Below are 12,549 nucleotides of genomic sequence, written 5' to 3' on the forward strand. Positions count from 1 at the left end.
GGCGAAGGGGCCGGGACCCGCAGGTATCTATTTCACCAGTTCGAACAACACGCTGACGCTCGCCGTCACACCCACTTCGCCGCCCGAAACCGGCGAAGACGCCTGGTCCATCGCCATTTCCGCGCGGGCATAAGCCATCGGCTGCGGCGCATACTCGTAGCCCTCGTTGATGGTCACGATCCGCGCCACGCGCATGCCGGCCGCCGAGGCATAGAGCTCCGCCTTCGCCATCGCATCCTTCATCGCCATCGTGCGGGCTTCGTTCTTGATTTCCTTGTCATCCTCGATCGCGAAGTTGACGCCGGAGAACGTGTTGCCGCCCGATTTCACCAGGCTGTCGATGGTGGCGCCCAGCGAATCCAGGTCGCGCACGCGCGCCGTCACCTGGTTGGTCGCCACGTAGCCGGCCAGCTTCTGCACGCCGCGCGAGCTGCCATCCTTCAGCTTCTCCTCGATATAGTCATAGCGCGGATAGAGGCTCAGGCCGGACGTCTGGATGTCCCGTTTCGTCAGGCCGGCCTTCTCGAGCGCGGCAAACACGCCGTTCATCGCCTTTGCCTGCGCGGCCATCGCTTCACCCGCGGTCGCGCGCTCCTCGGTGACACCCGCCGTGATGTAGGCAATGTCAGGCGCGCGCTGGATCTTGGCTTCTGCGTTGATCTGCAGCGTCGTCTCGGGCTGGATCGAATTGTGGTTCATCATCTGCGCCATTGCAGGGTTCCCCGTCATGGGCGCTGCCGAAGCAGGCATTGGCATTTGTGCGCAGGCGACAGGCGCCGCGGCGAACATCAGGGCAATCAACGAAATTAAGGGACGTTTCATGGAGGTCTCCTTCGAGGGGTGAGTAACCGGTACGCCTGTCTTCTCTACCGAACAAGGCCGTTGCAAGGCGTCCCTGCGGCGCCTAAACGACCTGCGCAGGGGCCTGTAGCTCAGTTGGTTAGAGCGGACCGCTCATAACGGTTTGGTCGCAGGTTCAAGTCCTGCCGGGCCCACCACACCTCCCGCGCCATCGGCAACATCGGGAACGAGCCGGCCCGCCGCCGGTTCCCTGATCGCCGCCGCCCCTTCCCATGGGGCGCCTGTTGCGTGAGGTTCGGGCGGCACCACACCCATGATTGCGGAGGCCCGCCCATGAAAGCCGATTCACGTCCGCCCCGCTCGCTGGCCGCCATGCGACTTGCCGCCGGCAGCCTGCTGATCGCCATGAGCGCGCTATATGTCGCCGCCGTGCTGAACACGGGCGCGGCCTGGGGCTATGCCAAGGCCTTCGCCGAGGCTGCCATGGTCGGCGGCCTCGCCGACTGGTTCGCCGTCACCGCCCTCTTCCGCCGGCCGCTCGGACTGCCGATCCCGCACACGGCGATCATTCCCCGCAGCAAGGCACGCATCGCAACCGCGCTCGGGGATTTCGTTGCCGTCAACTTCCTCGCACCAGACGTCGTGCGCGAACGCCTCGGCCAGCAGGACCTCGCCGGCTCCCTCGCCCGCCAGATCAGCGATCCCCAGACCGCGCGCCGCATCGCAGACGGCCTGTTCGACGCCCTGCCGGGCCTCGTCGACCTGCTCGACGACGACGCCGTGAGCGACTTCCTGCACCGGCAGATGTCGGAACTGAGCCGGGGCGGACGCCTGCCCTCGGCCATCGGCTCAGGCCTGCGCCTGCTCACCGATCAGGGTCGCCACCAGCCGGTGCTGGATGCCGCCCTGTCGGAAGCGTGGCATGCACTGGCGGAAAACGAGCCAGTCATCCGCGCAAGTGTCAGCGCGCGCACCAACTGGTTCCTGCGGCTCGTATCGGTCGACGCGAGCACCTCGAATGCCATGATTGGCGCCATCGAAGACTCGCTGCGCGCAATGGCGCATAATCCTGACCATCCGGCCCGCCAGCGGGTGACCGCGCTGTTGCAGCGGTTCTCGGACGATCTGCAGAAATCGCCCGCCCTTCAGGCGCAGGTGGAACAGGTTCTCGCCGAGGCGCTCGCCCATCCCGCCATCGGAACGTGGCTCGACGCGATCTGGGAAAGCCTGAAATCCGCCGTGCGCGACAGCGCCGCCGACTCCAATTCCGAAGCGCGTCAGGGGCTCGCCGACACGGTCGCCCACTTCGGCGAATCGCTCAGCACCGATCCGGCGGCGCAGGAGGCCATCAACAGCCGCCTGCGTGTCCTGCTTGCAGAGCTGGCCGGCCGGCATGGCAGCGACATCGCGCGCCTGATCTCCGACACCATCCAGGGCTGGGACTCGCGCACCGTCGTCGAAAAGCTCGAACAGAATGTCGGCCCGGACCTGCAGTTCATCCGCATCAACGGCACGCTGATCGGCGGACTCATCGGGCTTACGATCCATCAGCTGACGCTCTGGCTCGCCCCGCACGGCGGGTGATCGGAGGCAGGCGCCGCACGTGATTTTCCACCCCAAGATTACAGTTTGGCAATGAGAATGGGGTTTTCGCCGGTGGCGTTAAGTGGCACTAGTCGGCAACGAAAAAATGCGCGCCCGAAGATGGTTCAGGAGTAGAGTGCCGTGACCCCCAGAGACGCCGCCCGGCGCGCAATGGCGCTCACGCTTTCGTTCGACCTGGCGATGGCCGGTCTGGCGATGACACTCGCGCATCTGATCATGCTGTTTTCGGATCCGGAGTTGCCGGTCTTTCCCGTCCGCGCCTGGATTCTTGCCAGCTCCACTTTCATGCTCGCGGCGGCCTGCGGGCTCATCGTGGGCGGCGTGCACCGCCAGGTCTGGCGCCATATCGGCGCGCCGGATGCGATCCGTCTCATTCAGGGCATCGCGCTCGCGGTCTTCCTTTACTTGCCGGTCATGGTCGCCCTGAATGGCCGCCTGATCGACCCCCTGCCCGTGCTGTTGCTGACCACGGCGATCTGGACTGCGGCGGCGTTCGCGGGCCGCATGGTCGCCCGCTATCGCACTACCAATGCGCCCTTCGAAATCTTCCAGCGTCTGCCGCGCGACAGCCAGCCGGTGCTGCTGGTCGGCAATCCGGACAGCTGGGTGCACGTCCTGCGCCGGCTCGAAACATCGCCGACCGGCGCTACGGTGCGCGTCCTCGGCCTGATCGAAGTGGACGACAAGGAACCAGGCCGCGCCGTGCGCGGCCTGCCGATCATGGGCAGCCTCGTGAACCTCCACGAGGTGATCGACGTGCTCGCGCTGCGCTATGGCAGCGCGCCCTGGGTCGCCGTCACCGGTCCGGCCCGCGAACGCGAGACGATGAACCGCATTCTCGAGATCGCCTCCAGCCACGGCGCCAAGATCATGGCGCTCGGCCATGACGAGACCGCGCAGACGCTCGAACCCGTTCGCCCCGCCGACCTCCTTGCACGCCCCGAGCGCACGCTGGATCTCGCGCCCGTGCGCGACCTGATCGCGGGCACCAACGTGCTGATCACCGGCGGCGGCGGCTCCATCGGCTCCGAACTTGCCCGGCAGGTTGCGCGCCAGTCGCCGGCCTCCCTGTCGATCCTCGATTCCTCCGAACTGAACCTCTACCAGATCGACCACGAGCTGCGTGAACGCCACCCCGACCTTCGCCTCGCCTGCCATCTGGGCGATGTGCGCGATGCCGGCCGCGTCGCCGGCGTCTTCGCCGAAGCGCAGCCCGGCCTCGTCATCCACGCGGCAGCCCTGAAACATGTGCCGCTGATGGAAGAGAACATCTGCGAAGCGATCCTGACGAATGTCAGCGGCGCCGTGAATGTCGCTCGCGCCGCCGCCACGTCCGGCGCCCGCCGGTTCGTGTTCATCTCCACCGACAAGGCCGTGCTGCCCGACAACGTCATGGGCGCCACCAAGCGCCTCGCCGAACTCGCCTCCGAACGCATCATCAACGAAGCCGGCATGTCCGGCGCCATGGTCCGGTTCGGCAACGTGCTCGGCTCATCCGGTTCGGTTGTGCCGCTGTTCGAACGCCAGATCGCCGCCGGCGGCCCGGTCACGCTCACCGACCCGGAAGCCACGCGCTATTTCATGACCATCGAGGAAGCGACCGCCCTCGTCCTGCAGGCCGCCGCCCTGCAGCGGGAAGACCGGCGCGCGGAACTCTTCGTGCTCGACATGGGCGAGCCCATCGCCATCCGCCAGCTCGCCGAAACCATGATCCGCCTGAAGGGCAAGGTGCCCGACGCCGACATCCAGATCCTCACCACCGGCATGCGCCGCGGCGAGAAGATGCACGAGGCACTGACCTATGCCCACGAGGCGCTGGAGCCGACGCCGGTCGACGGCGTCAACCGCGTCACCAGCGCCGCCGCGGCCAGCGAGCTGCTCGACAAGCAATTGACCGTGCTGATCGAGGCTGCCCGCCGGCAGGACGCGTCCGAAGCGCTGCGCCTGCTCGGCGCGCTGGTGCCGGAATACGGCGCCGAACGCGGCCCGGACGCGCAGCGCCTCCCGGCCTGAGGCTCAGGCCACCACGATCGGCGAAAACGACCCGAAGATCATCCGGCCCATGTCGGCGCCGACCGTCGCCGGATTGTATTTCTCCATCCGCGGGTCGCCCATCACGGTCTCCCAGGCTTTCTTCTGCACTTCCGCGTTCGGCCAGTTGATCCATGAAAAGACCACCGTCTCGCCGGGCTTTTCGAGAATTGCCGTGTGGAACGAGTTCACCTTGCCCTGCGGCACATCATCCGCCCACGCATCAACCACCGACGTTGCGCCGTGCTCGAGGAACAGCTCCGCCATCTGCTTCGAGGCCGCGATATAATCCGCCCGCTTGTCCGCCGGCACCGGCAGCACCATCCCGTCGATGATGCCGGGCGTCGCCAGCGCATCGCCCAGCACAACATCAAATCCGCCCACAATCATCCGCATCCCGTCGAAGGGCATCCCACCGTCCATCTTCATGTCGGGGTCTTCCATCATCTTCTTGTTGCCGGCATCGCGCGTCGCGCGGTCAGGCCAGACGATCCATGAAAAGACCACCGACTCGTCGTCCTTCTTCATCACCGCCGAATTGAAGCAATTGGTCTTGCCCTTCGGCACCTCGACGCCCCAATTCTCCACGAACCCGATCGCGCCATGCTTCTGGAAAAAAGGCAGCGCATCGGCCGCCATCTTGCGGTAGGCCTCCTTGTTGGCGTTGGGGACCGGCAGGATAAATCCATCGATATACGGCATGTCTTCAGCTCCCTGACATTTGTGCCATGGCCGCGTCGCGCGCAGCCGCCATTTCATCGGCCGATTTCGGCGGCCAGACCGGCGTCGCCACGGACCACAAGTGCCCGAACGGATCCTTCACGACGCCGTAGCGGTCGCCCCAGAACTGGTCGGCCACCGGCATCACGACCTCGGCGCCTGCCTTCACAGCCTGCGCCACCACCGCGTCCACATCATCGACCATCAGGTGCAGCGTCACCGGGGAGCCGCCCAGCGACAGCGGCGAGACCCCGCCCATCTCCGGATACTCGTCGTTCAGCATCACCATCGCCCCGTTCAGGCGCACCGAGGCATGCATCAGCCGCCCGTCCGGCCCCGGCAGGCGCATCATCTCCTCGGCGCCGAAAGCCGTCACGTAAAAATCGATTGCCTTGCTGCAATCCCTGCAGGTGAGGTGCGGCATCAGCAATGCCACGCCCATTTCCGCTGCAATGTCCGCCACCGGCGGCCGCTTGTCCTTGCCCATCACCTGCTCCTTTTCCAGTTCATCCGTTTACGGACCGGTAGTGCGCCACCAGCGCATTCGCGTGCCCATGCCCCAGTCCGTGCTCCGCCTTCAGCGCCGAGACGATCTCCATATGCTTGCGCCCGTCCATGCCCTTGATGACATTCATCCAGTGGCTGACCGGCTTGCCATAGGTCTTCTCGATCGACGGGAAATATGACGCCGGCCCCTTCACCTTGTCCGCGCTCATGACACCGCCGCCTTGTCCTCGAACGCAGCCCGGATTGCCGCAAGATCGATCTTGCGCATCTGCAGCATCGCCGCGCGCGCCCGCCCCGCGGCCGCCTGGTCAGGATCGGCAAACATCCGCACCATCGGCTCCGGCACGATCTGCCAGGACACGCCATAACGGTCCGCCAGCCAGCCGCACATGCTCTCTTCGCCGCCGCCGTCCAGCAGCGCGCTCCACAGCCTGTCCGTCTCCGCCTGGTCCTTCGTCAGCACACTGATCGAGGCCGCCGGCGTCAGCTTGTAGTGCGGCCCGGCCGTCAGGTGCATCATCGGTGCGCCCGCCAGCGTGTATTCAACTACCATCGGGTCAGCGGCATTGCCATGGTCCATGATCCCGTCAATCCGGCTGTCCGGCAGCAGCGACACGTAATACTTTGCCGCCTCGACGCCGCCCTTGTCGAACCACAGGCAGGTGCGCACCTTCTTCTCAAGCAATCCCATACCGGTCTCCTCAGGTCGCCGCGGCCTGCGCGGCCTCAAACGCTTCAAAATGCTTCAGCTGCGCCGCCAGCGCTTTCCTGAACGCAGGCCGTCCAGTGCAACGGACACAGTAAGCCTCAAGTTCCGGAAAAGCCGCAAGATGCGGCGAGCCCGCAATCTCGCGCAGCACGCACGCCATCATCAGGTCGCCGGCGGAAAATTCGCCCTCCAGATAATCCTTCGAGCCCAGCCAGTCCGACAGGCGCTGCAGGCGCATCCGCAGGATCTCCGCCGCCTTCGCGCCGAAGCCTTTCGCCCAGGGCTCGGCCGCCCAGAATATTTCGGCACTGCGCACATTCATCACGAACGGCTCGACCGAATTCATCGCCGCAAACACCCAGCTCGCCGTGCGCGCCCGCGCGGCCTCACCGGCCGGCATCAGTGCTTTTGAACGCTCCGCAATCCGCAGCACGATCGCGCCGGATTCGAACATGTCGACCGGCCCGTCGCGATAGGCGGGCACCTGCGCAAACGGCTGACGGCGCAGGTGCGCCGGCGCGACCTTCTGGTCATGATCGATGATGTTTTCCGAATAGGCGAGCCCCGCTTCTTCCAGCGCCCAGCGCACGCGCAAGTCGCGCACGAAGCCCTGCGCGAAATCCGGAACCCAGTTGAATGCCGTCACCTCTGGCATGGCGCTTACCTCTTCCCTTCAAACGTTGCCTGCCTGTTCTCGTTGACAGATATGTTGATGTCAACCTACTTATCGGTCATGCGATCTGATTTGCCGCTCAGCGTCACGCACGAAGTCTACACGCGCTGCCTTTGCCTCAGCGTGCACCGCGCCGCGCGCGCCCTCGCCCGCAGGTTCGACGCGGCGCTTGCCCCGTTCGGCATCAGCCACGGGCAGTATTCCCTGCTGATGTCGCTCAACCGGCCGGACGCGCCGCGCCTTGGCGAGGCGGCGTCCTTCCTGGCGATGGACCGCACGACGCTGACGGCCAACCTGAAGCCGCTCGAAAAGCGCGGCCTCGTGCGGATCGTGCCGGATGAAGATGACCGCCGCTCGCGCCGCCTCCATCTCACCGATGCCGGGCGCGATCTCCTGAAACTGGCCGTGCCGGTCTGGCGCGCCACGCATGATGAAGTCGACACGCACCTGCCCGCCGGCAGCAAATCCCTGCGCCCCAGCCTCACGCGCATCGCTGCGGCTTACTGAGCCCTGTGCGCTAGGCGCACTTACGCAACGGTTTTGCCCCCTGCGGAAAACAAAATAACAAGCCGCACCAAGCGCTTGTAAAATAGTTCGCCAAAACTTACGCCGCCCCTCCGCGCACGGAGTTATACTCCGTCGCATGTACTCCATCGCCCGCCTCCGTCAGCACCCGCACTTCGCGCCCTTCTTCGCGCATGTGCATCCGTTGTGCTGGCTGATCCTCTGGTGGGAGCTCAACCGCCTGCTCCGCTGGTTCAACGCCTACGGAATCGGGAACGCGCTCTACTCGGTCAACGAATGGGGCTTCGTCTCCATCCACTATGCCGTCCCCCAGCCAGACCCGAACGCCTACAACCCCCCACAGCGAACCTTCCGTCCCCTGACGGACCCCGCATGGGAGTCATCCCTTCCGGCTTGCCTGGACATTGAAACGTTGGCTGCCGCCATCCTCCCGCGTTTCGCGGGGAAGGTGTCACCGCAGGTGACGGAGGGGGCTGCAGCCCTCACCCTCCTCGACACTTCCTAGGCTTTCCCCACATCGCGAAGCTCATCCTGAGCGAAGTCGAAGGATAGAGCGGGCTCACCGCCCACCCCAGCACCCCACCCGTGTCATCCCGGCGAACGCCGGGACCCAGTCCTCGCCCAAGCCCTCGCTGGATCCCGGCTTTCGCCGGGAAGACACGGAAAATGAAAGCTACAACTTTGCACCGGCCGGCTCACCCCCGCGTCCGGCCGCACGTGCTTGTCCGCGCAAGCCTCAGCCCTTGCGCCCGCCCGCCTTGAAATAATCCAGCGTCCCGCGCGTGATCACCCGGTCGCCGGCGACCACATCGCGGGCCTCGAAAACCGGCAGGCCCTTCACGTCGGCGTAGACGGTGCCGAAATCCTTGTAGCAGGCCTCCAGCAGCGCCTCGAAACTGTCGATGACGAAATAGGTCTGCTGGAAATCGTCGATGATGTATTTCGTCCGCATCAGACGCTTCAGGTCAAACCCGATCCGGTTGGGGCTTGCGTCTTCCAGCGCGAACACCGTTTCGTGCGGGCTCGACAGGATGCCCGCGCCATAGATGCGCAAACCGTCCGTCTCCTGAATAAGTCCGAACTCCACCGTGTACCAGTAAAGCCGCGCGAGGTTGTGCAGCTGGCCAAGGCGCATCGCCCGCTGTCCGCCCTTGCCATAGGCTTCCATGAAATCGGCAAACACCGGGTTCGCCAGCATCGGCACATGCCCGAAGATGTCGTGGAAGATGTCCGGTTCCTGCAGGTAATCGAACTCCGCCTCGGGGCGGATGAATGCGCCTGCCGGGAAGCGGCGGTTGGCGAGATGGTTGAAGAAGATGTCGTCCGGCACAAGCTCCGCCACCGGCACGATCCGCCAGCCGGTCATCGCTTCCAGCTTGTCCGACAGCCGGCCCATGTGGGGAATGCCGGAGGGCGAAAGCTCCAGCGCGCTCATCGCGTCGAGCGCCGCCTGGCAGGCCCGGCCCTTCGTCACCTCGCGCTGGCGGCGGAACAGCCGGTCCCAGCGATCATGCTCCTCGGGGCTGTAGGTGTCCCAGGCCTGGTCGATGGTGAAATCGGGCGCGCGCGGCGCGCCGTGATAGCGATTCTTTGCAAAGGCCGTGTCCATGGCGCCAGTATAGGCCGGACCGCCAATTAGTTCCAGATGTAACTAATTTCGGGGCTTCAGTTGACCGAACGGGCGTCCACGATCTCGGTCAGCGTCACGCCCAGTTCACCGTCGGCCACCACCAGCTTGCCGCGCGCGATCAGGCGGCCGGAAACGTAGATATCCACCGGCTCGCCGGTCTCCTTCTGCATCGTCAGCACATCGCCGGGCGCCAGCGCCATCAGCTCTTCCATCGTCAGGCGCACATCGCCGAGCACGACCTCAACGCGCACCGGCACGTCGAGCAGCATCCGGTGGAAGGCGGGGTTGGTCTGTTCGGTCATGTCTGTCCTTCCCTGGACGAAGCGGCCGGGGGAAACAAGTCGCCCTGCCCACTGACGATGCGCGCTGCAGCCCCATCAATCAGGCTGCGCAGCCGTGTCTCGGTCACCGCATGATACTGCGCTGCGCCGATCAGGCCCATCACCTGCGTGATCTCCTCCAGCGCCTGCGAAAGTTCCGCGCTCACGGCCGCCAGACGTTCGCTTTCGCTATCGGCCCGGCGCTGTTCAACTTCCGCCAGCGTTTCGGCCCGCACCTGCGTGATCAGCGCGGCCAGTTCTTCGCCGCTGAAGCTGACGCGCGTGTCGGCTTCGCTGGCCACTTCCTTTGCCGGTTCGGGCTGCGCACCGAAATCGGCGCGAAAGTCGAACGCGGTCACGGACTTGATGGCGCGCACATTGCTCATTCGATCAGGTCGTCTTCCTTGCCGGCCTTGCCGGCGCGGATCTCGCCGCGCTCGATCAGCTGGCGGGCGAGCGCCACGAGTTCGCCGCGCGCGGCTTCGACATCGGCGCGCCGCACGCTGCCGAGCGCCGCGATTTCCTCGCGCAGCAGTTCGCCTGCGCGCTGGGTGACGTTGGCGAAGAAGGCCGCCGCCGTCGCCGGTTTCGCGGCCTTCAGGGCGAGCACCAGCACCGCGCGGTTGGCTCCGGCCAACAGCGTCTGCATGCCGGCCGCGTCGAGCGACGCAAGGTCGTCGAAGGTGAACATCAGGGAACGGACTTTCTCGCCCGCGCCCGGTTCGGATTTTTCCAGCGCCGCAAGGAAGAGATTGCCCGCGCGCGGATCAAGACGATCAAAGATGCGCGCGATCCGCTCGACGCCCGGCTGCCCGCCATCACGCGACAGTGCGGCGACGCGGCCCTTGAGATGCTGTTCCAGCCCGGCCATCGCGGCGGGGTGCACTTCGCCGAGATGCAGCAGGCGCTGCATCGCCTCGATCGCCAGCGAAGGCGGCAAGGCGCGCAGCAGCCGCGCGGCCGCCTCACCTGAAAGCCGCGACAGGATGAGCGCGACGACCTGCGCCCGCTCGTGACGCGTCAGGACAGCAAGCAGGTTGGTATCAAGCGCCGACAGTTCGGCCCACACACCTGCACCGCTCGTGGCGCGCTGGGTTTCGGTGAAGCGGCGCAGCGCATCGGCTTCGCCGTCGGCATCGTCGCCGACCTGATCCATCGCAGCGCTGAGCTGCGCGGCCTCCTGCGGATCAAGTTGCGCCCAGACCGCCGCAGCTTCGGCGCCAAGCGCCCGCATCAGGCGGGCCGACCGGGCAAGGCCGGGCGCGAGGATGGAAGCCGGTTTGGCCAGCGCGCTCACGAGGCATCCCCCTTGATCCAGCCGCGCACGATCGCAGCCGCTTGCGCGGGATCGCGCCGGGCAAGGTCGACGGCGGCGTCCGGAACGGCCACCGGCCGCAGCGGTCGCACGCGCTCCGGCGCGCTTGAAACAATAGGTGGATCGATAACCTGCGAGACCGGCCCGGCGACGGGCGCCGACTTGCCTGACAGGACCGCGAGGGCGCCGCTGACGAGAACGAGCAAGGCAAGCCCTGCCAGTTCGGTCCAGGCCGCAGCGTCGGGCCGGCCCGGAAGGCCGCCCGCGAAAGCGATGGTTTCAATCACGAGACGGTCGCCCTGCGCCGGGTTGATGCCGGCCGCGAGGGCGGCAATGCGCTGCAGGTCCGGAATGCGGTCCGAGGCGGTTTCATCGAGGAGGAGGAGGACCGTGCGGCCGCCCTCGGCATTGTAGGTAACGCTGAGGCGCGACAGGCCGGGACCGGCGACCGGCGCCAGGACATCCGCCAAAGCCGCTTCGACCGGGCTCGCTGATACCGGCTTGCCCGGCCCGGTCAGCAGGACAGCGCCGCGCCAGACGAGCAGGCCAAGCGCCACGGCGCAGGCCAGCATCGCCAGCGGGCGCGCCAGTCCGGCCGTTCCTGCAGGTTTGCCAAGCGCCATCATGCTCTCCGGGGCCAGCCGCAAGGCTGGCAGATTCCCGGAAAGCTAGAAGGCCAGCCTTAAGGCAGGTTTAACAAGGCAAACAACGCCTTAACGGCGGTATTGCTGGAGGCGCGTGGTGCGAAGGCCTTTGGCGCCGTGACGGGCGTAGAGGCGTTCCCAGCCTTCGAACTCTTCGTCCGTAAGGTTGTAGCGTTCGCAGGCGTTTTCGCGGGTCAGGAGGCCGCCCTGCACGGCGGCGACGACTTCCGCCTTGCGGCGGGTGACCCATCGGGAAATGCCGGGCGACGGCAAATCGGCGAGCGTGAGGGTCTGGCCATCCGGGCCTTTGACACTCATCGGGCGTGCATTCTGCATGTTCATGTTCAAACCCTTCCAGGTCCAGTGGTGATCTCCCCGCTTCTGCGAGGCCATGAGATCACCCTACACGCACCGGTTTAAGCCCGGCCTTGACTTGGAAGTTGAGTTTGGCCGCCCCTGTTAGGAGGCTGTTCGGAAAACTGTTCCGCGCCGGGACAATCGCGCCAAATGGGGCAAAACATCGACTGGCAGCAGGAAGTTTCGCGGTTTGCGTGCCAGTCCGTCAATAAAACGCCCGGCTGCGGGTTTCGCAGCCGGGCGCAAATTCCTGGCGTTCTGGCTAAGCCTAGAGGACGCGGTCTTTCAGGTCCTTCGAAGGACGGAAGGCAACTTTCTTCGAAGCCTTGATCTTGATCGACTCGCCGGTGGCCGGGTTGCGGCCGTTGCGGGCCGGGCGCTTGCGGACCTGCAGGATGCCGAGGCCGGAGATGCGCAGCTTCTTGCCCTTCTTGAGGTAGCCGCCCATGCGGTCGATGAAATCGGTGACGACGGCTTCAGCCTGTTTCTTCGGCATCGCGTGAGCTTCCGACAGCTCGGCGGCGAGATGCTTGACGGTCATCACGTCAGACGCAGTGGCTTTCTTGGCCGCAGCTGCTTTTGCCGGCGCTTTCTTTGCCGGGGCTTTCTTTGCAGGCGCTTTTGCGGCCGGCGATTTCTTTGCCGGGGCTTTCGGTTTAACGGCCATGTCTGTTTCCTTTGTTGGACAGTGGAACTGAAACGCAACCTCGAA

General features: G+C 65.7%; 17 protein-coding genes and 1 tRNA gene. 5 read left to right on the top strand and 13 right to left on the bottom strand.

Annotated features, from left to right (window positions below; translation table 11 throughout):
• Positions 1 to 27 precede the first annotated feature (27 nt).
• On the bottom strand, positions 28 to 729 hold the full coding sequence (locus IPK75_19525) for an SIMPL domain-containing protein (protein MBK8200537.1): 702 nt from the start codon (positions 727 to 729) through the stop codon (positions 28 to 30).
• A 192-nt stretch (positions 730 to 921) separates the two neighbouring features.
• On the opposite strand from IPK75_19525, the gene IPK75_19530 reads away from it, so the two are divergent.
• The 3 genes from IPK75_19530 to IPK75_19540 all read left to right on the top strand — a co-directional run bounded on the left by IPK75_19530 (position 922) and on the right by IPK75_19540 (position 4,419).
• Positions 922 to 998, top strand: a tRNA-Ile gene (locus IPK75_19530).
• Between the two features lie 136 nt (positions 999 to 1,134).
• Positions 1,135 to 2,385: a DUF445 domain-containing protein gene (locus IPK75_19535; GenBank protein ID MBK8200538.1), complete on the top strand. Its 1,251-nt coding sequence runs from the start codon at positions 1,135 to 1,137 to the stop codon at positions 2,383 to 2,385.
• Between the two features lie 141 nt (positions 2,386 to 2,526).
• Entirely contained in the window at positions 2,527 to 4,419 is a 1,893-nt protein-coding gene (locus tag IPK75_19540) for a polysaccharide biosynthesis protein (GenBank protein MBK8200539.1), read from the top strand.
• Positions 4,420 to 4,422: 3 nt separating this feature from the next.
• Here IPK75_19540 and IPK75_19545 read toward each other — a convergent pair whose 3' ends face one another.
• The 5 genes from IPK75_19545 to IPK75_19565 form a co-directional block, all read right to left on the bottom strand.
• On the bottom strand, positions 4,423 to 5,139 hold the full coding sequence (locus IPK75_19545; GenBank protein MBK8200540.1) for a DUF1428 domain-containing protein: 717 nt from the start codon (positions 5,137 to 5,139) through the stop codon (positions 4,423 to 4,425).
• A 4-nt stretch (positions 5,140 to 5,143) separates the two neighbouring features.
• Entirely contained in the window at positions 5,144 to 5,599 is a 456-nt protein-coding gene (locus IPK75_19550) for a VOC family protein (protein ID MBK8200541.1), read from the bottom strand.
• 64 nt (positions 5,600 to 5,663) lie between these two features.
• Positions 5,664 to 5,873 carry a DUF4287 domain-containing protein gene (locus IPK75_19555; GenBank protein MBK8200542.1) on the bottom strand — a complete coding sequence of 70 codons (210 nt, stop codon included), beginning with the start codon at positions 5,871 to 5,873 and terminating at the stop codon, positions 5,664 to 5,666.
• Positions 5,870 to 6,355 (bottom strand): VOC family protein, encoded by a 486-nt coding sequence (locus tag IPK75_19560; GenBank protein MBK8200543.1) that lies wholly within the window; start codon positions 6,353 to 6,355, stop codon positions 5,870 to 5,872. Before IPK75_19560 ends, IPK75_19555 begins: the two co-directional genes overlap by 4 nt.
• A gap of 10 nt (positions 6,356 to 6,365) precedes the next feature.
• Positions 6,366 to 7,028 (bottom strand): glutathione S-transferase family protein, encoded by a 663-nt coding sequence (locus IPK75_19565; protein ID MBK8200544.1) that lies wholly within the window; start codon positions 7,026 to 7,028, stop codon positions 6,366 to 6,368.
• Positions 7,029 to 7,106: 78 nt separating this feature from the next.
• Between IPK75_19565 and IPK75_19570 the strand changes: the two genes are divergently transcribed.
• Together IPK75_19570 and IPK75_19575 are read left to right on the top strand one after the other, a co-directional pair.
• A complete protein-coding gene (locus IPK75_19570; protein ID MBK8200545.1) occupies positions 7,107 to 7,553 on the top strand; it encodes a MarR family transcriptional regulator in 447 nt (148 codons plus the stop codon).
• Between the two features lie 136 nt (positions 7,554 to 7,689).
• Positions 7,690 to 8,076, top strand: a complete 387-nt coding sequence (locus IPK75_19575; GenBank protein MBK8200546.1) for a hypothetical protein — start codon at positions 7,690 to 7,692, stop codon at positions 8,074 to 8,076.
• Between the two features lie 231 nt (positions 8,077 to 8,307).
• Here IPK75_19575 and IPK75_19580 read toward each other — a convergent pair whose 3' ends face one another.
• The 7 genes from IPK75_19580 to IPK75_19610 all read right to left on the bottom strand — a co-directional run bounded on the left by IPK75_19580 (position 8,308) and on the right by IPK75_19610 (position 12,504).
• Positions 8,308 to 9,180 (bottom strand): phenylalanine 4-monooxygenase, encoded by an 873-nt coding sequence (locus tag IPK75_19580; protein ID MBK8200547.1) that lies wholly within the window; start codon positions 9,178 to 9,180, stop codon positions 8,308 to 8,310.
• Positions 9,181 to 9,236: 56 nt separating this feature from the next.
• Complete coding sequence (fliN, locus tag IPK75_19585; protein MBK8200548.1) at positions 9,237 to 9,503, bottom strand: flagellar motor switch protein FliN; 267 nt, start codon at positions 9,501 to 9,503, stop codon at positions 9,237 to 9,239.
• On the bottom strand, positions 9,500 to 9,907 hold the full coding sequence (locus IPK75_19590; protein MBK8200549.1) for a hypothetical protein: 408 nt from the start codon (positions 9,905 to 9,907) through the stop codon (positions 9,500 to 9,502). The genes fliN and IPK75_19590 overlap by 4 nt, the downstream gene beginning before the upstream one ends.
• Positions 9,904 to 10,818 (bottom strand): hypothetical protein, encoded by a 915-nt coding sequence (locus tag IPK75_19595; protein ID MBK8200550.1) that lies wholly within the window; start codon positions 10,816 to 10,818, stop codon positions 9,904 to 9,906. Before IPK75_19595 ends, IPK75_19590 begins: the two co-directional genes overlap by 4 nt.
• Entirely contained in the window at positions 10,815 to 11,459 is a 645-nt protein-coding gene (locus IPK75_19600) for a hypothetical protein (GenBank protein ID MBK8200551.1), read from the bottom strand. The genes IPK75_19595 and IPK75_19600 overlap by 4 nt, the downstream gene beginning before the upstream one ends.
• Positions 11,460 to 11,549: 90 nt before the next feature.
• A complete protein-coding gene (locus IPK75_19605) occupies positions 11,550 to 11,822 on the bottom strand; it encodes a DUF1153 domain-containing protein (GenBank protein MBK8200552.1) in 273 nt (90 codons plus the stop codon).
• A 283-nt stretch (positions 11,823 to 12,105) separates the two neighbouring features.
• On the bottom strand, positions 12,106 to 12,504 hold the full coding sequence (locus IPK75_19610; GenBank protein ID MBK8200553.1) for an HU family DNA-binding protein: 399 nt from the start codon (positions 12,502 to 12,504) through the stop codon (positions 12,106 to 12,108).
• Positions 12,505 to 12,549: the final 45 nt, after the last annotated feature.

The sequence above is a fragment of the Acidobacteriota bacterium genome, assembly GCA_016712445.1.
Lineage (GTDB): Bacteria > Pseudomonadota > Alphaproteobacteria > Caulobacterales > Hyphomonadaceae > Hyphomonas.